An 18,040-nucleotide genomic window follows, 5' to 3' on the forward strand; every position below is an offset into this window, starting at 1 on the left:
ACGGCGGCGCCCGCGACACGCCTGCGTGAACGCACAGAACCACGAGCAGGCACCATGGACGGATGGCAAGCACCACTCCTCCCCTGCCCGGACCCGTCACGACCACACCGCAGTTGCGGCGGTGGGTGTTCTGGCCCGCCGCCGTCATCGTGCTGGGGTTCGTGGCGTTCACCCTGATCTCCCCGTCCACCGCCGAGGCGCTGTTCCTCGGACTGCAGGACGGCATCGTCAAGAACTTCAGCTGGTACTACGTGCTGATCGCAGCGTTCTTCGTCGGCTTCTCGCTGTTCGTCGGGTTCAGCCGCTTCGGTGACATCAAGCTCGGCAAGGACCAGGACGAGCCCGAGTTCTCGACCGGTTCGTGGTTCTCGCTGCTCTTCGCCGCCGGCATGGGCATCGGCCTCGTCTTCTACGGGGTCTCCGAGCCGCTCAGTCACTTCGCCTCCCCGCGCCCCGGCGTCACCGGCGGCGAGAACGAGCTCGCGCAGCAGGCACTGACCCAGACGTTCCTGCACTGGGGCCTGCACGCGTGGGCGATCTACGTCGTCCTCGGCCTCGCCCTGGCCTACGCGATCCACCGCCGGGGTCGCCCGGTGTCGATCCGCTGGGCCCTCGAACCGCTGCTCGGCAACCGCGTGCGCGGCGGCTGGGGCAACCTGATCGACGTGATCGCACTGGTCGGCACGCTGTTCGGCGTCGCGACCTCGCTCGGCCTCGGCGTCATCCAGATCGGCGCGGGACTCGAGAGCGCCGGCATCGCCGACAGCAGCCTCGTCAGCCAGATCGCGATCATCGCCGTGATCACCGCCGTCACGATCGTCTCGCTCGTCACCGGCGTCACCAAGGGCATGAAGATCCTGTCGAACTTCAACCTGATCCTCGCCGCCGCGCTGCTGCTGTTCGTGCTCATCGTCGGGCCGACGCAGTTCCTGCTCCGCGACTTCGTGCAGTCGATCGGTTCCTACCTGCAGAACATCGTCGGCCTGTCGTTCAACGTCACCGCCCAGCAGGGTGCCGAGGGCGTGGCCTGGCAGGGTGCCTGGACCACCTTCTACTGGGGCTGGTGGATGTCGTGGGCGCCGTTCGTCGGTGTCTTCATCGCCCGCATCTCCAAGGGCCGCACGGTCCGACAGTTCGTGTTCGGCGTCCTCCTGGTGCCGACCGCGCTCACGTTCCTGTGGTTCGCCGTCCTCGGTGGCACCGCGATCCACCGCCAGACCGACGGCTCGGGCGGCCTGATCGGCTCGGACGGCACGGTCGACATCGAGGGGTCGCTGTTCGCGGTCCTCGGTGACCTGCCCGCCGGCATGGTGCTGACCTACGGCGCGATCCTGCTCATCGGCGTGTTCTTCGTGACCTCGTCGGACTCCGGCTCGCTCGTGATGGCGATGATCGCGTCGGGTGGTGACATCGAGCCGAAGAACTGGCTGCGGGTCTTCTTCGCCGGTGTCGCGGCGCTGCTCGCCGTCGCGCTGCTGCTCAGCGGCGGGTTGAACGCGCTGAAGACGGCCGCGATCACGACCGCCCTGCCGTTCAGCGTCGTCCTGATCCTGACCTGCTGGTCGACGATCATCGCCTTCACCCGCGAGCGCCGTGCCTACGACAAGGCCGAGCGCGAGGTCCTGCTCGAGCACGTCGGCGCGTACTACGGACTCGAGGTCGAGGCGCCGACCGAGCGTCCGGTACGGTCCGGCCTCGGCCGTCCGTGGGCCGCGGTGAAGAGCCGCGTGCGCGGTGGCCGCGGAGCCGCAGCGCCGACGGTCGGCGCGGGCGCGCTCGACGACTTCCCGGTCCGGCCCGAGTCGGTCTCGGCCGACCCGGCCGTCGACCCGAGCCTCGACGCGCGTCCGACATCGGCCGACACGTCGGCGACGGAGCAGCCCGAGCGCTGACGCGGCGCGCGCCGTGTGGTGCGAGGTTCCGTGTTCGGTGGGACGAACGTGCCCTCGCACCAGAGACGGAACCGCGCACGGGCCGTCGACGCGACCATCTGACGGACGGGAGGCACGGTGCCAGCTGGCACCGTGCCTCCCGTCCGTCACCCCGTCAGGTGTCGTTCCGTGCGGACGCGACCTCGAGGGTCACGACGACCGCCGCCACGGCGAGCGCCGTGACCGGCAGCGACACCGCCGGCACCGCGATGGACGCGAGGACCACGAGCGTCAGGACGACGACCGCGGCGTTGGCCCGGGCCGACAGCGACGGCCGGATCGCCAGCGCCCAGATCGACAGCACGAACACCGCGACCGGCACCGCAACGGTCGCGGCGACCGAGGCGGACGACAGTTCGACGTGGCCGGCGTCGGCGCTGACCGCGACCTCGATGCCGGCGGGCAGCGCACCGGCCGCGGCGAAGACGAAGTAGTGGCCGTACCCGAACACGAGCGCGGTGGGCAGCGAGCGGATGTGGGCGTGCTGCTCGCGGGAGAAGTAGATCCACCACATGCCGACGGTGATCACCAGCCCGCAACCGGCGAGCGCCAGCAGTGCCCCGAGGTGCTCGGTGTCCGAGAGGGCGTCGATCACCGCCCCGGCCGAGGCCACCAGCCCCTCGCCGAGGACGATGAGGGTGAACAGCGAGAACCGCTCGGCCAGGTGCCGGGTGTGCCACGGTGCGGTCCCCGTCGAGGTCTGCGCCCAGACCGGCACGAGCAACTCGGCGAGCACGAGGAACGGCGCCGCGTACGGCCAGACGTCGTCGGGCAGCGCGAGTGAGACCACCCAGAGCACCTGGACGACGGTGATGCCGACGGCGTGCCGGGTGGCGGTGGGCCGGTAGCGGGTGGAGGAGACGGCGGCGCGGATCCACTGTCCGACCAGGGCCAGCCGCATCACGACGTACCCGGTGATGCCGATCGTGAAGTCGTTGTCGACCATCGCCGCGTGCACCCCGGCGGCGAGGACGAGCACCCCCGCCATCTGCACGAACGTCATCACCCGGTAGAGCCAGTCGTCGGTGTCGAACGACGTGGCGAACCAGGTGAAGTTCATCCAGGCCCACCAGATCGAGAAGAACACCAGCCCGTACGACAGCACGGCGGAGGTGACGTGTCCCTCGATCTCGATCTCGTGCAGGTTCGTGGCGGCGAAGCCCACCGCGACGACGAACACCAGGTCGAACAGCAGTTCCAGGGGGCTGGCGGCGCGGTGCCGCTGGTCGGGGTCGCGCGGCACCATCCGGCGCAGTCCGATCGTGGTCATGGGCTCACGGTAGGGCCGCGCCCGTCGCGGCACCAGCGCGCGGCACGGCGCGGCTCGGAGCGCCGCTCCCTGGTCCGCGTCGGCATCCGCAGGACGCGGACCGCTGACGGCTCGCCCGGCGCTGCCGATCAGTCCGTGTGCAGGCCCCGCACCACCAGACCCAGCCGACCACGGCCGTGTACCGCCGTGTCCGGCCGACCCCCTCCGACAGGAGTCCCCGGTGACCTCACCGCGTCCCGCCGTCCGCACCCGGTCGTTCCGCGCAGCGACCGTCAGCGCCACCGCCACCGCGCTGGCCGCCGCCACGCTGCTGGCGCTCGTCGTCACCCCGGCGAACGCCGCAACGCCCGACACCCCGCGGTCACCGGCCGAGCCGTCCGCCGCGGCGGTCGCGCCCGAGGAACAGCCGGGAGGCCCGTCCAGCGTCGGTCCCGCCGCCGACGGCGTGCGGGTGGGTTCCGGCTCCTACGCGCCGACCCCGCCCGACGAGATCACCGACATCGCCGACGTGCGGAAGACGCTGGGCCAGAAGCTGTACATCGACCCGTCGCAGGCCGGCAAGCCCGTGCCGACGAACCAGTGGTGGACGGACCTGCTGGTCAGCAAGTACTCCGGGGACATGTGGGCGTACCCGTTCGTGTCCTCGAACAGCGCCGCCGGCACGAAGGTCACGATCCCGACGCGGTGGAACAGCGACGGCACCGCGATGCGGCTCGAGGCCCCGGTGACGGTGGGCGGGACCGTGGAGCCGACGCCGGACGCGAGCGACCGCACCCTCGCCGACTTCGAGGACGGCCTGCCCGACGGCTGGACCGCGACCGGCGACGCGTTCACCTCGACCGCCACCGGCACGGCCACCGGGCAGAGCGCGGTGTCCGGGTGGCTCGGCGGACGCTTCCTGAACTCCTTCAGCGACGAAGACGGTGACGGCGCGACCGGCACGCTCACCTCGCCGACCTTCACGATCGACCGGTCCACCCTGGCGTTCCTCGTCGGCGGTGGCCGGCACCCCGACCACGAAGCCGTGCAGCTCCTGATCGACGGCGACGTCGTCGCGAGCAGCACCGGGACGGACGGCGAGCAGCTGCGCTGGGACAGCTGGGACGTCTCCGACCACCGGGGACAGTCCGCGCAGCTGCGGATCGTCGACGACCTCCGTGCCGGATGGGCGCACGTCATGGTCGACCAGCTCCTGCTCACCGACGCCCCGGACGGCCTCGCGGAGCGCTTCTCGACGACGTTCACCGCGAAGGAGGCCGACGCGCTCCGCTGGGGTGACTGGAACGTCAGCTGGCGGATGCCGAAGGACGGCCCGGGCGGGCAGTACATGGACGTCACGAGCATGCAGGGCTCGCCGTACGAGTGGTTCGAGTTCCACGGGATGACCCCGCGCATCACCCTGCAGGACGGCGCCGAGGTCACCGACGCCGACGGCGAGCCGCTCGACCTGCCGGTGACGACGGACCGGTTCGAGATCCGCCAGGACGGCCACGTCTTCGGGGTGCACGCTCCGGACCGGACGACCTTCACCCGCGTCGGGAACGCCCTCGAGGCATCCGCGGGCACGCCGTACCTGGTGCTCAGCGCCGTCCCCGAGCGCGGTCTGACGCTCGACGACCTGCACCGCACCGCGTTCGCCGTCCCCCGCGACACCACGATGGCGTACTCGTACGACCCGGCCGCAGCGAACGTCCGCCAGCAGTGGTCGATCCGCACCGACACCCTGCAGGGCGACGACCACGACACCGTGCAGGGATGGCTGCAGCACCAGTACGCCGACGCCACCACGAACCTGCGGTTCACCGGTGCCACCTACGAGACCCCGCGCGGCACCATGCGGACCACGGTCGGCCACGGCGGCTGGACCCTCGACTACGCGTTCACCGGCATCACCCCGGTCGGTGCGACGCCCGAGGCGGTCGGTGACGACCCGTACTCCGAGAAGATCATGCGCGAGTACCTGCACGACTACGCCGCGAAGACGACGTACGGCGGCGACACGTACTGGGGCGGCAAGGACGTCCTGCAGCTCGCCGAGTACATGACGATCGCGCGGCAGATCGGCGCCACCGAGGACGCCCGGAAGCTGCAGGACACCCTCGAGCGCGCCCTGACCGACTGGTACACGTACACGGACGGCGAGGCGGAGCACTTCTTCGCGATGTACCCGACGTGGAAGGCCCTCATCGGGTTCGCCGACTCGTACGGGTCGGCCCAGTTCAACGACAACCACTTCCACTACGGGTACTTCGCCGTCGCGACCGCCATGCTCGGCCGGGTCGACCACGACTGGGCGGCGAAGTACCAGGGCATGGCGACGCTCGTCGCGAAGCAGTACGCGAACTGGGACCGCGACGACGCCCGGTTCCCGCACATGCGGACGTTCGGCGTGTGGGAGGGCCGATCCAACGCCGGCGGGGTGTCCTCGCCCGGTGGCAACAACCAGGAGTCGTCGTCCGAGGCGATCCAGTCCGAGGCGGGGCTCTTCCTGCTCGGCTCGGTCCTCGGCGACGACGCGATGCAGGCAGCCGGTGCGGTGCAGTACGTGACCGAGCGGGCCGCCGTGCGCGCCTACTGGCAGAACGTGCGTGGCAACCCCGCGTCGGCGTCGTACGACGGCAACGGCGCGTTCCCCGAGGAGTACGAGCACGGGCAGGCGGGGATCCTCTTCGACTCCGGCCAGGCCCACTCCACGTACTTCTCCGGCGACCCCGCGTGGATCTTCGGCATCCAGTGGATGCCCATCGCCCCGTGGTTCGACTACTTCGGCTGGGACCCGGGCTTCTCGAAGGCCCTGATGCGCGAGATGATGGCCGCCCGCCCGGAGTCCATCGGGCAGGCCGGCGTCACCGACGGCAACGCGGCACGCATCCAGATGCTCACGAAGAAGTGGTGGGGCGTCGGCAGCTACGGCGACGTCAAGATCACCCGCGACCGCCCGGCCGCGATCGGTGAGCTGCAGGACGCGATCCGCGCGGTCGAGGCGAACCACCCCGGGTACGTCACCCGGCGAACCGCGGCGAACCCGCTGTACGTCCCAGCCACCGACACCCTGCTGGTGAGCGTGGACGACGACGGACGGGTGGTGTTCCCGGACCGGTACTGGACGCCGGAGAACCTGCCCGACTCGCTGGTGCCCGCCGAGCTCGACGGTCCGACCGCCGACCGGAAGCCCCAGGACTGGCCGACGCCGTCCCCGCTGATGCCGTTCCTGGTGGAGGACTTCCGCGCCGACACCGCGACCATCGACCAGCTGTACGGCGTCGACCTCACCGACCACACCCCGGGCACGGACACCGAGCACGCCGCGCGGGTGTTCAGCGGCATGGGTGACGCCCTCGGCAACGTCGTCCTCGGGTTCCTCGGGCAGTACGACCCGGACACCTACGCCGACGTGCACGCCGCACTGTGGGCAGCCGACGACCCGGCCGTCACCGGGCAGTCGATGGCCGGCATCGTGTACCACCAGGCGATGTCGAACCGGACCGTCGGCACCGAGGTCACCGACCGGCACACCTCCGATCCCCTCAGCCAGGTGTTCCGCGCCCCGGACGGGACGATCAGCTACGTGCTGGACAACCCGGACACCGTGCAGCACACCTACGACGTCTACGAGGGCACGGAGGTGATCGGGCAGATCGCGGTCCCGGCACAGACGCAGATCACGTCGCAGCTCGACGCACGGCTCACCGAGGTCGTCGTCAGCACTGAGGGCGACCCGAAGACGATCGTCCCCGGGGCCACCACGACCTTCACCGCGACCGGCTACGACCAGTACGGCGCCACCGTCGCGCTCGACGACGTCTCCTGGTCGACCGACACCGGCACGGTCAGTGACGCCGGTGTGCACCGTGCCTCGGCGCGGGCGGAGCACGCGACGGTCACCGCGACCGTCGGCGACGTGCACGGGTCGTACGCCTTCCGGGTCGCCCCGGCACCGGTGCTGACCGGCATCGACGTCACGCCCGGCTTCGACCGGCTCGTCGTCGGGACGCCGCAGCGGTTCCGTGCCGCCGGCCACGACCAGTACGGCGACCCGGCGGCCCTGCCCGCCGACGTCACCTGGTCGTACACCGGCGCCGGGAGCGCCGGCACCGACGGCACCGTGACCACCACGGCCGCGGGCTCCGGGTACGTCGTCGCCACCGGTGGCGGTGTCGAGGGGTCGGCGGTCGTCGCCTCGGTGACGTCGATCCCCGACGCCGCGGCCGGTGCCGACGTCGTCGCGAGCTCCACGGACGGCGGGAACACCGCGGGGAAGGCCGTCGACGGCGACCGCAGCACGCGGTGGGAGAGCGCCCACGGTGTCGACGACGTCGACTACACGATCGACCTCGGCCGCCTGACCGACCTCGACACCGTGCAGGTGGACTGGGAGAACGCCGCTGCCGCACGGTACGTCGTGCAGGTCCGCGACACCGCCGACGACGAGTGGCGCGACGTCCGCACGGTCGACAAGACCACCCCCGACGCGGACACCGTCACCGTCGGGGCGACCGCCCGGTTCGTGCGCCTGCACCTGACCGACCGGCTCACCGGGTACGGCTACTCCATCTGGGAGGTCCACGTGTCCGGCACCCCGGCGGCCTCCACCGTCGACGTCGAGGACGTCCTCGTCGCGCCCCGGGCCGCGACCGTCCGTCGCAGCGACGAGGTCCGGATGGCCGCGTACGGGTTCGACCACGACGGGTTCGGCGGACGGCTCGACCCGGCCCGACCGGAGTGGACCGTCGACGGTGGCGGCAGCGTCGACGGCGAAGGTGTCGTCACCGCAGCGACCGAGGGCGGTGTGACCGCAACGGTCACCGCCACTGTGCCGGGAGCATCCGGAACGGCCACCGTCACGACCCTCGACGAGGCGACCGACGACGACGGAACCGCACCCTCGCCCGCCCGCGACGTGGCGGCCGGCAAGCCCGTCACCACCTCCTCCGACGAACGGCGCGACCTGGCCGGTGGCAACGCGGTCGACGGGGACGGCCGGACCCGGTGGTCCAGCGCCGCGCGCGACGGCGAGTGGTTGGCCGTCGACCTCGGCCAGGTCGTGCCGATCGACCAGGTGCAGCTCGACTGGGAGGCCGCGTCCGCCGACGCCTACCGGATCCAGGTCCGTGACGACGCCGACGACACCTGGCGCACCGTCGCCGACGAGGAGCACGGGTCCGGCGGCGACGTGGCCCACCGCTTCGACGAGGACGAGGTCAGCGGCCGGTTCGTCCGGCTCGTGGCCGACCGTCGCCACACCGAGTTCGGCGTCTCCCTCTGGGACCTCCGCGTCTACTCGACGCAGGGCGAACCGACGCCGGACCTCGCACGGCGGGCGACCGTCTCGTCGTCGGCCGACGAGGGCGACGGCGTCCCCGCACGCAACGCCGTCGACGGCGACCCGGGCTCGCGCTGGGCGAGCGCACACACGGACGACGAGTGGCTCGCCGTCGACCTCGGCGCACCGCACCGCCTGCACGGCGCGGTGCTCCGGTGGGAGGACGCCTTCGGACGCTCCTACCGGATCGAGGCCCGGAACGCGGGCGACGACGACTGGACGACCCTCGCCACCGAGACCGACGGTGACGGCGGGACCGACCGACACAGCCTGGACGGCTCGTGGCGGTACGTCCGCGTGCACGGCATCGAACGGGCGACCCCGTACGGCTACTCCCTGTACGACCTCGAGATCCGGTAGCGACGGCTGCCGCCGGTGGCGGTGACCGTCGTGGCGTGAGCGATGTGGTCACCGCGACAGGCTGACGGACTGGAGGCCCGGTGCCAGCTGGCACCGGGCCTCCAGTCCGCCTGTCGGCTCGGTCGAGTCGTTGCCGGATCGAGACACCGGTCCGGCCCGGCGTGCGGCATCGTGGAGCCACCGATGGCGGACAGGACGGAGCGCACGGTGGAACGAGTGGTGGCTCCGGGTGGTCGGGGCGGACAGGGCCGTCGTCCGATGACGCGCACGGACCCTGCGGCGAGTCCGCGACCGTGGACACTGATCGCCGTCGCGGTACTGGTGGGCTGGGCGGTCGTGACGGCACTGCTGTTCCCGGTCACGGGGATGGACGAGCACGAGGGCCCCGGCGACCAGGTCTGGCGGACCTCGTCGAGCGCGCTCGGCGTGCCGCTCGCACCCGAGTGGGACGTGCTCGTCTGGCTCGCCGCACTCGCGCTGGTGCCGGTCGTCGTCGGGCTGGCGTTCCTGCTCCGCCGCCGACGACCGCGCACCGCGCCCGTCAGTCCGTCGCCGGGTGGCCCTGCCCGCTGAGGTGTGCACGGAGCACGTCGCGGACGCTCGTCCACGGCTGCACGCCGTAGCGGTCGTTGTCCACATGGTGCAGCTGCGCCTGCCCGCTGAACATGCTCACGAAGTACTGCATCCCCTGCCACGCCGGGAACGTCTCGTCGGGGTCCTTCGACAGGCGCTTGCCGACGGCGCTCATCGCGGACAGGGTCCCGGTGGTGCCGGCCCACTGCAGCCGGAAGCGCTCCCCCGTCAGCTCGCTCACGGTGCGGGCGACGTCGCGGGCGGTCACCCGGTCCCCGGCCATCTCGATGACGCGCGGAGCGTCGTCGTCCAGGGCGGCGAGCGCCGTGACCCGGGCGACGTCGTCCTTCGTGGTGAAGTCGAGCACCTGGTCCGCCGACGACCAGAAGAGCACGAGCCGGCGGCCGAACAGGATCATCGGGGCCTCGCCGGTGAGCAGGTCGGTGAACATGCCGGTCAGGATCGACGTCGCCTGCACCGGCGCGGCGTCGAGGTCGGCGGCGAACTCGCGGCGGAGCTCGAAGTTGCGGTTGGTCCCGGGCGTGATCCGGCGGTAGTCGGCCGAGTAGTCGGACGGGATGAACCGCCGGACCCCGGCGGCGACGGTCGCCGCGAGCAGTGCGCGCTGCGCGTCGACGATCACCGGGCGCGTCCCGCTGACCGCGGAGACGACGACGTCGGCACCACTGACGGCCCGGGTCAGGGCGTCGTGGTCGCCGTACTCGGCGGTGACGACGTCCACACGGGGGTCGTCGGCGAAGCGCTGCTCGGCGGCCCTGCTGCCCGGACGGGTGAGTGCCCGTACCCGGGCGTCGTGCTGGGTGAGCTCGCGGACGATGCGGTGCCCGAGGTCGCCGGTGGCGCCGGCGACGAGGATGGTGGTGGTCATGGGCGGGGCCTCACTCTGTGGGGGTCGACGGGGTCGTCGAGGTGCGCCGTCGGGATCGCTCCGGGACGGCGAGGGGGTGGTGGAACGTGGGGTCCGCGGCGGCCGATCCAGGGGCGCCGAGTGCGACGCGGGCCAGCAGGTGGCGCAGCGTCGTCTGCTCGTCGTCGCCGAGGTGGCGCATGAGCACGCCTTCGGCGTCGCGCAGGGCCGATCGTGTCCGGTCGAGCAGGGCCCGTCCGGCGTCGGTGGGGTGGACCTGCCGGACCCGACGGTCGGTCGGGGCCGGGCGGCGCTCGACGAACCCGCCCGACTCGAGCGCGTCGACGATGTAGGTCATCTGGGTCTTGTCGATCCCGAGGCGCTGCGCGAGCCCGAGCTGTGACGACGGTTCCTCGGTGGTGATCGCGACGAGCACCTGGTACCCGCGGGGACCACCAGGAACGTCGGCGACCGCCACACTGCCGAGCCGAGTGAAGCCCTGGAAGGCCAGCGGCAGGGCCCACCCGAGTTCGGTCTCGATCCCCTCGGCGCCCCAGTCGATCTCGGGGAGCACATCGGTCGGCGTCGGACTGTCCATGGTGGAGACCGTACCGCAACAAGATCGTCTTGTGCAAAGATCATCTGGAAGCGAGATCGAATCGCTCACGACGCAGACACGAGGACCCCATGCCGGACACCGCAGCGATCACCCCGTTCACCATCGACACCCCGCAGGCCGACCTCGACGACCTGCGCCAGCGCCTGCTCACGACCCGCTGGCCCGACGCCCAGACCGTCGACGACACCTCGCAGGGCCCGCGCCTCGAGAAGGTCCGCGCGCTCGTCGACCACTGGGCGACCGCCTACGACTGGCGCCGGACCGAGGCTCTGCTGAACTCCTGGGGCCAGCACACGACCCGGATCGACGGGCTCGACGTCCACTTCCTGCACGTGCGGTCCTCGGTCCCCGGGGCGCGTCCGCTCCTCCTCACCCACGGCTGGCCCGGCTCGGTCCTGGAGTTCCGGCACGCGATCGGCCCGCTGACCGACCCCGTCGCGCACGGCGGTGACGCGGCGGACGCCTTCCACCTCGTGATCCCGAGCCTGCCCGGATTCGGGTTCTCCGGGAAGCCCACCACGACCGGGTGGAACACCGCCCGCACCGCGAAGGCCTGGTCGGCGCTGATGTCCCGCCTGGGCTACACGGACTGGTTCGCCCAGGGCGGTGACCTCGGCGCCAGCGTCACCGCCGAGCTCGCCGCCCTCCAGGCCGCCGAGGACATCGGCCTCGCCGGCGTCCACCTCAACATGGCGCTCTTCATGCCGACGGACGACGAGGCCCGCGAGGCCTCGCGCGAGGAGCAGGTCATGCTGCAGGAGAGCGGGTACTACTGGCAGCAGCTGTCCGCCTACTCGCAGCAGATGTCGACCCGCCCGCAGACGATCGGGTACTCGTTGGCGGACTCCCCCGTCGGGCTGGCGTCGTGGATCTACGCGATGTTCCAGGACGTCGGCGGCTCGCACGACGAACACGGCGACGCGGAACGGCTCTTCCCGCTCGACGAGATCCTCGACGACGTCATGCTGTACTGGCTGCCGAACACCGCTGCGTCCTCGGCGCGGATGTACTGGGAGGCGACCCGCACCGGCTGGGCCACGCCCGGCACCATCGAGGAACCGCTCACCCTGCCCGTCGGCCTGAGCATCATGCCGGGCGAGTACGTCCGCCGGTCACGCCGCTGGGCGGAGCGCCGCTACACCGACCTGGTGTTCTTCAACGAGGTCGCGCGCGGCGGGCACTTCGCGATGCTCGAGCAACCGGAGCTGCTCGTCGCCGACGTCCGCGCGACGTTCCGCGGGCTCCGTTGACGGCGAACGCCCGGACGCCCAGCAGCAGGGCGTAGCCGATCATCGCGGCGCCGAGGGTCGGTACGAGCCAGGCGCGCGCGTTGCCGGCGACGGTCGTGTTCACGAACCCGAGGCCGGGGATCGAGTACCAGACCCGGCCCATGACCTGTTCGGCGACGACCCGCTCGGGGTCGGCCGCGGAGTTGTTGTCGCCCTTGAAGGTGAACAGTCGGCGGCCGTCCGCGCCGATGGCGACGGCGACCACCCGGTGCGAGATCACACCGGGCCGGTCGACACGGATCTGGTAGGTGACGATGTCGCCGACGCCGATGTCCGCCGGGTCCACGGGACGCACGACGGCGAGGGTGCCCGGCGGCATCCCCGGCTCCATCGAGCTCGTGAGCACGGTCAGGGGGACGGACCCGGTGATCCGCGGGACCACGATCGCCAGCGCGGCGATGCCCACGACGACCAGGAGGAGCAGGACCGCGGCGGTCTGCCCCGCGAGCCGGAGGCCGCTCGACCACCGAGCAGCCTCCGGCTCCGGCTCCGGCTCCGGCTCCGGCAGGGTGTCCGTCACGACGTCGCCCGGAAGGAGAACAGCTGGAGTCCCGACGTGCCGCAGTCCGCCACGGTCATCGCATGCGTGGTCCCGTACCCGCCCGCCGCCGTCAGGCAGAGGTCGTTCCGGTTGCGGAACCGGAACAGTCCGCTGCCCGCCCCGACCGGTTCGGCCGTCCACTTCTGGGCGCTGATGTCGTTGTCCGGACGGAGCACCGCGGACCGGTCGCTCGGGGCGTCCCAGTAGAGCGACGTGTTCGACGACGAGCTGACCCGCAGCCAGGCGTCCTCCGGCGTGAACCGCCACGTCTGCGTCGCACTGGTCGAGCAGGTCGTGGTGGTGAGTGGCGACCCGGAGGTGGTCCCGCCGGCCGCGATGCACTTCCCGGTGGCGTCGTTCTGCAGGGCGTACCGGCCGGTCGAGGTGAACCACCCGGTGGCGTGCTGCACGCCCGGCGACGGCGGTGACACGTGACCCGCGGCTCCGGAGGCGACCGCGCGGACCGTGTAGGCGTAGTAGGTGGAGACCTGGAGGCCGGTGTCGGTGAAGGACCGGACGGACGCCGGGGTGGTGCCGACCAGGACGCCGTCCCGGTAGACGGCGTACCAGCCGATGCCGACCGTGTCCGCGGGGGCTCCCCACGTGAGCGCGATGCGGCTGTCGGTCTCGCCGGCCTTCGACGGCATCGTCGGCGTCACGGTGGCGGCGACCGTCTGCGTCGCGCGGGCGTGTGCGGTGCCCGTCCAGGCCCCCTGCCGGGCGGTGACGGTCGCGTCGAGTGTGGTCGCGCCTCCGGAGAGGTCGAAACGCTGCCCCTGGCCGACCGAGGTCCGCACGCAGTACGAGGTGCTGCCACCGGCGTCCAGCGACGCGACCACGGGTGCGATCGTCGTGCCGGTCCCGGTGGTCGCAGCGGTCGACGGGGAGCCCGAGCAGGGGTTGCCGGTCGTCGGGTGCCAGACGTCGACCCGCAGCGCGCCGGACAACGCCGATCCGGCGGTCGCGCTGAGTGCGAGCGAGGTGGTCGCGGGGACGGAGCCCGAGTTCAGGACCGTCACGGTCGCACCGTGCGACAGGGCGGCCGAGGAGTACGTCGTGGCGATGCCCTCGCCGCCGCGGATGCCGACGGCGACCGACCCGGTGGTCGCGGTCGCTCGGACGACCTGGGCCGGGGCGGTCCACGAGGCCCAGGCGGTCCCGCCGCTCACGAGCTCGAGCGCGACGACCGCTGCGGCCGTCGCACCGAGCAGGAGGACCCGTCGGCGCCGCGTGCTGTCGGTCATGATCGTGCCTGCGTCCCGCTGATGGTGGTGGTGAAGTCGGTGCTGAGGCCCTGCTGCGACGCAGCCGCGTCGGCGGGCATCGCGACGGCGAGGCACAGGACGACGGCCGCGCCCGGGCGCAGCGCGACGCCCGCGGACCGCGGCTCGGTCGAGTCCAGGGTGCCGGACCAGGTGGGACGCACGCCGCCGGACCGGCAGACCGACGCGGACGCGGCCGGTCCGGCCGTCACCCGCAGGTCGCTGCGGACGGCGGAGGCGGTGGCGGTCGCGACGGGGACGCGCCCCATCGCGATGTCGAGGTCGAGCGGCACGTCGCCGGTGTTCGTCGCGGTGACCACGCCGAACTCGGTGGCCCCGGGCCAGAGCGGTGCCGTGGGCAACGCGAGGCTGCTCAGCGACAGGTCCGCCGACCCCGAGGTGATCGTCGCCGGTTCGGTGGACGACCGGGCGTCGAGGAGTGCGAACGTGCCGCCGCCGGTCGAGATCACGACGACCGTCGCGACCCCCACCACGGCGACTGCGAGCAACGTCGCCGTCGGCCACCCGGCCATCACGGCCCCCCGACGCCGACGGATCACGACTGGGTCAGGGTCACGGCGATCGCGTCGAGGTCGACCGACCCGTTCTGCGTGCCGTCCTCGACACCGGCGGTGGTGCTCTTCGGGAACGCGATGGTCACGCCGACCGTGATGTCCTGCTGGGTGCCGGTCTGCCCGGTGACCGTGTACGGAGCCGCCGTACCGGAGATGCCGTCACCGCTCGCGGTCAGCACCGCGTTCGCCGACAGGTACTTCGCCAGTGCCACGTCCGCAGGGGCCGACGTCGAGGTGGCCTCGACCGAGGCCGGGTCCACGGCCAGCGTCGCCTTCAGGCCCTTGCCGTTCGCGGTGACGACCATGTCCTGCGAGTAGGTGACGACGTCGCCCGGAACGATCGGGTAGCCGTCCAGGGTCGAGAGCGGTGACCCGCCGTTGACGGTCCAGCTCGCCGTCTGTGTCGTCGGCTTGATCGAGAGCGCTCCGGCGACGATGGTGCCGCCCGCGGTCTCGGCGCTGGAGTTCCACAGCGCGAACGTGCCCGCGCCCCCGAGGAGGAGTGCCACGCCGGATGCGCCGATGATCGAGGCGGTGATGATCTTCTTCATGGTGTGCTCTCTGCGACGTCGAACGTCGGATCTGCGTCGACCACGTCGGGCGGACAGCTCGATGAGCTGCTGGCAGCCGCAGCCGGGGAAGGGGCGCGGCGCATCGACCGGGGACGTGGTGCTCGACCTGCTGGGAGCGGCAAGTGCAGGAGACGAATCCCTGCGAGCAGGGACCGGCCGACGGCCGGTCGTGCTGCTTCGCTGAGTATGACATGCCAGCGGCCCGCGTGCCGGTCTGCGCACATGCACCGGTGGACTGCCAGGTTCGCGCTCTTGTGGTCCGCACATGGATAGCGTTACTCTCCGATAGTGCGCATATCCGAACTTGCCCGAGCGGCGTCCACGCCGGTCACCGCCGTCAAGTACTACCAACGCGAAGGCCTCCTGCCCCCTGGCGAGAAGTCGGCGCCGAACCAGACCGCCTACGACGACCGGCACGTCGAGCGGGTCCGGCTCGTGCGGGCGCTCCTGGAGACCGGCGGGCTCTCGGTTGCCGTCACGAAGCAGGTCCTGGCCGTCCTCGACGCCGAGGCCGCACCGCTGGCCGAGGTCTTCGCCGTCGCCCAGTACGCGATGACCACCCCGCGGTCACCCGAGTCCGAAGCGACCCCGGAGGCCCGTGCCCGGATCGAGGAACGGGTGTCGGCCGCCGGCTGGTGCGCGACGTCGGACAACCCCGGACTCGAGACCGCGGCTCGCGCGCTCGACGGTCTGCGCACCATCGGTTTCGACGCCCCGGACGACTACCTCGACGCCTACGTGTCGGCAGCGGCGAGCGCGGCACGTGCCGACGTCGCCGCGCTGCAGGACCGCGACGGCCGGACCGCGATGGCGGAGCTGATGGTGATCGGCACCGTCCTCGGCGATCCGCTCTTCGCGGGCCTGCGGCGCCTGGCGCAGCAGGACGCCACCCACGACCTGTTCCCGGTCAGCACCACGGACGAGGCCGGCGCATGAGCGCTCCGGTGCACGTCGTCCTGGGCGGCAACGGTGTCGTCGGGCGCGAGACGCTCCGAGCCCTCCGCGAGCACGACGTCGCCGCCGTGTCCGTCGGCCGGCGACCGGCGGCCACGGCGACGGCAACGGCAACGGCAACGGCAGCCGACAACGAGAGCGCCGAAGCCAAAGCCAAAGCCGACCACGTCATCGCCGACCTGCTCGACCCCACCGCCGTCCGCCGCGCACTGCACGGAGCCGACGTCGCGTACCTCGTCGCCGGACTGCCGTACTCGTCGACGATCTGGGCCGACCAGTGGCCGAGGATCGTCGACAACACCGTCGAGGCAGCCCTGGCCGAGGGCACCCACCTGGTGTACCTCGACAACGTCTACGCCTACGGCCGCGTCACCGGGCCGATGACCGAGGACACCCCGATCAACCCCTCCGGCCGGAAGGGTGCCGTGCGCGCGGCCGCCCTCGAGCGGCTCCGGGTCGCGTCCGACCGCGGACTGGCCGTCACCATCGGTCGGAGCGCCGACTTCACCGGCCCAGGGGCGACGACGAGCGTCTTCAACGGCTTCGTCCTCGACCGGATCACCGCCGGCAAGCGCCAGACCTGGCTGCTCGACGCCGACCAGCCGCACTCCCTCACCGCGACGACCGACATCGGGGACGCGCTCGTGGTCCTCGGCACCGACGAGCGCGCGAAGGGCCGCACCTGGCACCTGCCGACCGCCCCGGCGCTGACCGGCCGGCAGTACGTCGAGCTCGCCGGGGTCCCGGCGGCCCGCACCGCCGTGATGTCGTCGGCGACACTGCGCTTCGGTGCGCTGTTCAACGTCTCCGCCCGCGAGACGCTCGAACTGCGGTACCAGTACACCGAGCCGTACGTGTTCGACTCGTCGGCGTTCGAGCGGACCTTCGGCCTGCACCCGACACCCACCGCCGACGTCGTGGCGGCTGCCCTGTTGCACGCCCGGAGCGTGGTCCGGTGATCGCCGCAGTGCGCCGCGCGGTGGCGTGGCACGCGGCACTCATGGCCGTGGCCGGCCTGATGCTCGTGTCCACCGCGATCTGCCTCGTCGGACTCGTCGTGGATCCGCAGACCATCCTGGGGGCGCCGGCGTGGACGAAGCCCCTGAAGTTCTCGCTCTCGATCCTGCTCTACGCCGTGACCTGGGCATGGCTCATCGCCCACCTGCCGAAGTGGCGGACGCTGGCGCGACGACTCGGCACCGTGGTGGCCGTGGCCCTGGTGGTGGAACAGGTGCTCATCGTCTGGGCCGCCGCGACCGGCACCACGAGTCACTTCAACGTGTCGAACAGCGTGCACGTCGTCGTCTGGGGCGTGATGGCGACGGCGATCACGACGCTGTACCTCTGCACGTTCATCACCTCGATCGCGCTCTTCTTCCTGCGGCTGCCCACCCCCGCGCTGACGGTCGCCGTCCGTGCCGGTGCCGTCATCGCCCTCGGCGGCATCGGTGTGGCGTTCCTCATGACCGGCCCGACCCCCACCCAGCTCGCCGCCCCGGACGGGATCGTCGGCGCCCACACGGTCGGGATCGCCGATGGCGGCCCCGGGGTACCGCTGCTCGGGTGGAGCACCGTCGGGGGCGACTACCGGGTCGCCCACTTCATCGGCATGCACGCCCTGCAGGTGCTCCCACTGGTGGCACTCGTCCTCGCCGCCGCGGGTCGACGCCTGCCGTGGCTGGCCCAGCCGATCACGCAGGTGCGGATCGTGGTCGTCGTCGCCGTCGCGTGGGCAGCGGGTATCGTGCTCCTCACCGTGCAGGCCGCGGTCGGACAGTCGGTGGTCCACCCCGCCGGCATGGTCGCCACCGTCGCGTGGGCGCTCGTCCTGCTGGCCGCGGCTGCCACCGCGGCCGTGCTGCTCCGCGCCCGCAGCACTGCGGGCACACGACTGCGCTGACGG

14 protein-coding genes are annotated in these 18,040 nt (G+C 72.0%); 7 read left to right on the plus strand and 7 right to left on the minus strand.

The window, feature by feature from the left end; translation table 11 throughout:
* Positions 1-62: 62 nt before the first annotated feature.
* Positions 63-1,892: a BCCT family transporter gene (locus KK097_RS09940; protein ID WP_250896631.1), complete on the plus strand. Its 1,830-nt coding sequence runs from the start codon at positions 63-65 to the stop codon at positions 1,890-1,892.
* Between the two features lie 154 nt (positions 1,893-2,046).
* Here the strand turns inward: KK097_RS09940 and KK097_RS09945 are convergent, their stop codons facing one another.
* Positions 2,047-3,201, minus strand: a complete 1,155-nt coding sequence (locus KK097_RS09945; RefSeq protein WP_214544582.1) for a low temperature requirement protein A — start codon at positions 3,199-3,201, stop codon at positions 2,047-2,049.
* 220 nt (positions 3,202-3,421) lie between these two features.
* Between KK097_RS09945 and KK097_RS09950 the strand changes: the two genes are divergently transcribed.
* Positions 3,422-8,884 carry a discoidin domain-containing protein gene (locus KK097_RS09950; protein ID WP_214544585.1) on the plus strand — a complete coding sequence of 1,821 codons (5,463 nt, stop codon included), beginning with the start codon at positions 3,422-3,424 and terminating at the stop codon, positions 8,882-8,884.
* Positions 8,885-9,142: 258 nt separating this feature from the next.
* Positions 9,143-9,457: a hypothetical protein gene (locus tag KK097_RS09955; RefSeq protein WP_214544586.1), complete on the plus strand. Its 315-nt coding sequence runs from the start codon at positions 9,143-9,145 to the stop codon at positions 9,455-9,457.
* On the opposite strand, the gene KK097_RS09960 is transcribed toward KK097_RS09955, so the two are convergent.
* Both KK097_RS09960 and KK097_RS09965 read right to left on the minus strand, forming a co-directional pair.
* Positions 9,426-10,346 carry an NmrA family NAD(P)-binding protein gene (locus KK097_RS09960; RefSeq protein ID WP_214544587.1) on the minus strand — a complete coding sequence of 307 codons (921 nt, stop codon included), beginning with the start codon at positions 10,344-10,346 and terminating at the stop codon, positions 9,426-9,428. The genes KK097_RS09955 and KK097_RS09960 overlap by 32 nt on opposite strands.
* A 10-nt stretch (positions 10,347-10,356) precedes the next feature.
* The gene (locus KK097_RS09965) at positions 10,357-10,923 is read right to left on the minus strand and encodes a MarR family winged helix-turn-helix transcriptional regulator (protein WP_214530058.1); all 567 of its coding nucleotides are present in this window, start codon (positions 10,921-10,923) and stop codon (positions 10,357-10,359) included.
* Positions 10,924-11,012: 89 nt separating this feature from the next.
* Between KK097_RS09965 and KK097_RS09970 the strand changes: the two genes are divergently transcribed.
* Positions 11,013-12,194, plus strand: coding sequence for an epoxide hydrolase family protein (locus KK097_RS09970; protein ID WP_214544588.1), 1,182 nt, complete (start codon positions 11,013-11,015; stop codon positions 12,192-12,194).
* On the opposite strand, the gene KK097_RS09975 is transcribed toward KK097_RS09970, so the two are convergent.
* From KK097_RS09975 to KK097_RS09990, 4 genes are read right to left on the minus strand one after another with little or no spacing between them, the layout of a single operon-like run.
* Positions 12,100-12,753: a signal peptidase I gene (locus tag KK097_RS09975; RefSeq protein WP_214544589.1), complete on the minus strand. Its 654-nt coding sequence runs from the start codon at positions 12,751-12,753 to the stop codon at positions 12,100-12,102. The two genes, KK097_RS09970 and KK097_RS09975, sit on opposite strands and share 95 nt — an antisense overlap.
* Positions 12,750-14,018 carry a ricin-type beta-trefoil lectin domain protein gene (locus KK097_RS09980; protein WP_214544590.1) on the minus strand — a complete coding sequence of 423 codons (1,269 nt, stop codon included), beginning with the start codon at positions 14,016-14,018 and terminating at the stop codon, positions 12,750-12,752. Before KK097_RS09980 ends, KK097_RS09975 begins: the two co-directional genes overlap by 4 nt.
* Positions 14,015-14,596, minus strand: a complete 582-nt coding sequence (locus KK097_RS09985) for a hypothetical protein (RefSeq protein ID WP_214544591.1) — start codon at positions 14,594-14,596, stop codon at positions 14,015-14,017. Before KK097_RS09985 ends, KK097_RS09980 begins: the two co-directional genes overlap by 4 nt.
* On the minus strand, positions 14,593-15,162 hold the full coding sequence (locus tag KK097_RS09990; RefSeq protein ID WP_214530062.1) for an alternate-type signal peptide domain-containing protein: 570 nt from the start codon (positions 15,160-15,162) through the stop codon (positions 14,593-14,595). Before KK097_RS09990 ends, KK097_RS09985 begins: the two co-directional genes overlap by 4 nt.
* Before the next feature lie 309 nt (positions 15,163-15,471).
* On the opposite strand from KK097_RS09990, the gene KK097_RS09995 reads away from it, so the two are divergent.
* The 3 genes from KK097_RS09995 to KK097_RS10005 are packed head-to-tail and all read left to right on the plus strand — an operon-like array spanning position 15,472 to position 18,037.
* Positions 15,472-16,119 (plus strand): MerR family transcriptional regulator, encoded by a 648-nt coding sequence (locus KK097_RS09995; protein ID WP_214544592.1) that lies wholly within the window; start codon positions 15,472-15,474, stop codon positions 16,117-16,119.
* The gene (locus KK097_RS10000) at positions 16,116-17,096 is read left to right on the plus strand and encodes an NAD-dependent epimerase/dehydratase family protein (RefSeq protein WP_214544593.1); all 981 of its coding nucleotides are present in this window, start codon (positions 16,116-16,118) and stop codon (positions 17,094-17,096) included. The genes KK097_RS09995 and KK097_RS10000 overlap by 4 nt, the downstream gene beginning before the upstream one ends.
* Positions 17,093-18,037: a hypothetical protein gene (locus tag KK097_RS10005; protein ID WP_307858426.1), complete on the plus strand. Its 945-nt coding sequence runs from the start codon at positions 17,093-17,095 to the stop codon at positions 18,035-18,037. Before KK097_RS10000 ends, KK097_RS10005 begins: the two co-directional genes overlap by 4 nt.
* Positions 18,038-18,040 lie beyond the last annotated feature (3 nt).

Origin of the sequence: Curtobacterium flaccumfaciens, assembly GCF_018598405.1 — a bacterium.
Taxonomy (GTDB): domain Bacteria; phylum Actinomycetota; class Actinomycetes; order Actinomycetales; family Microbacteriaceae; genus Curtobacterium; species Curtobacterium aurantiacum.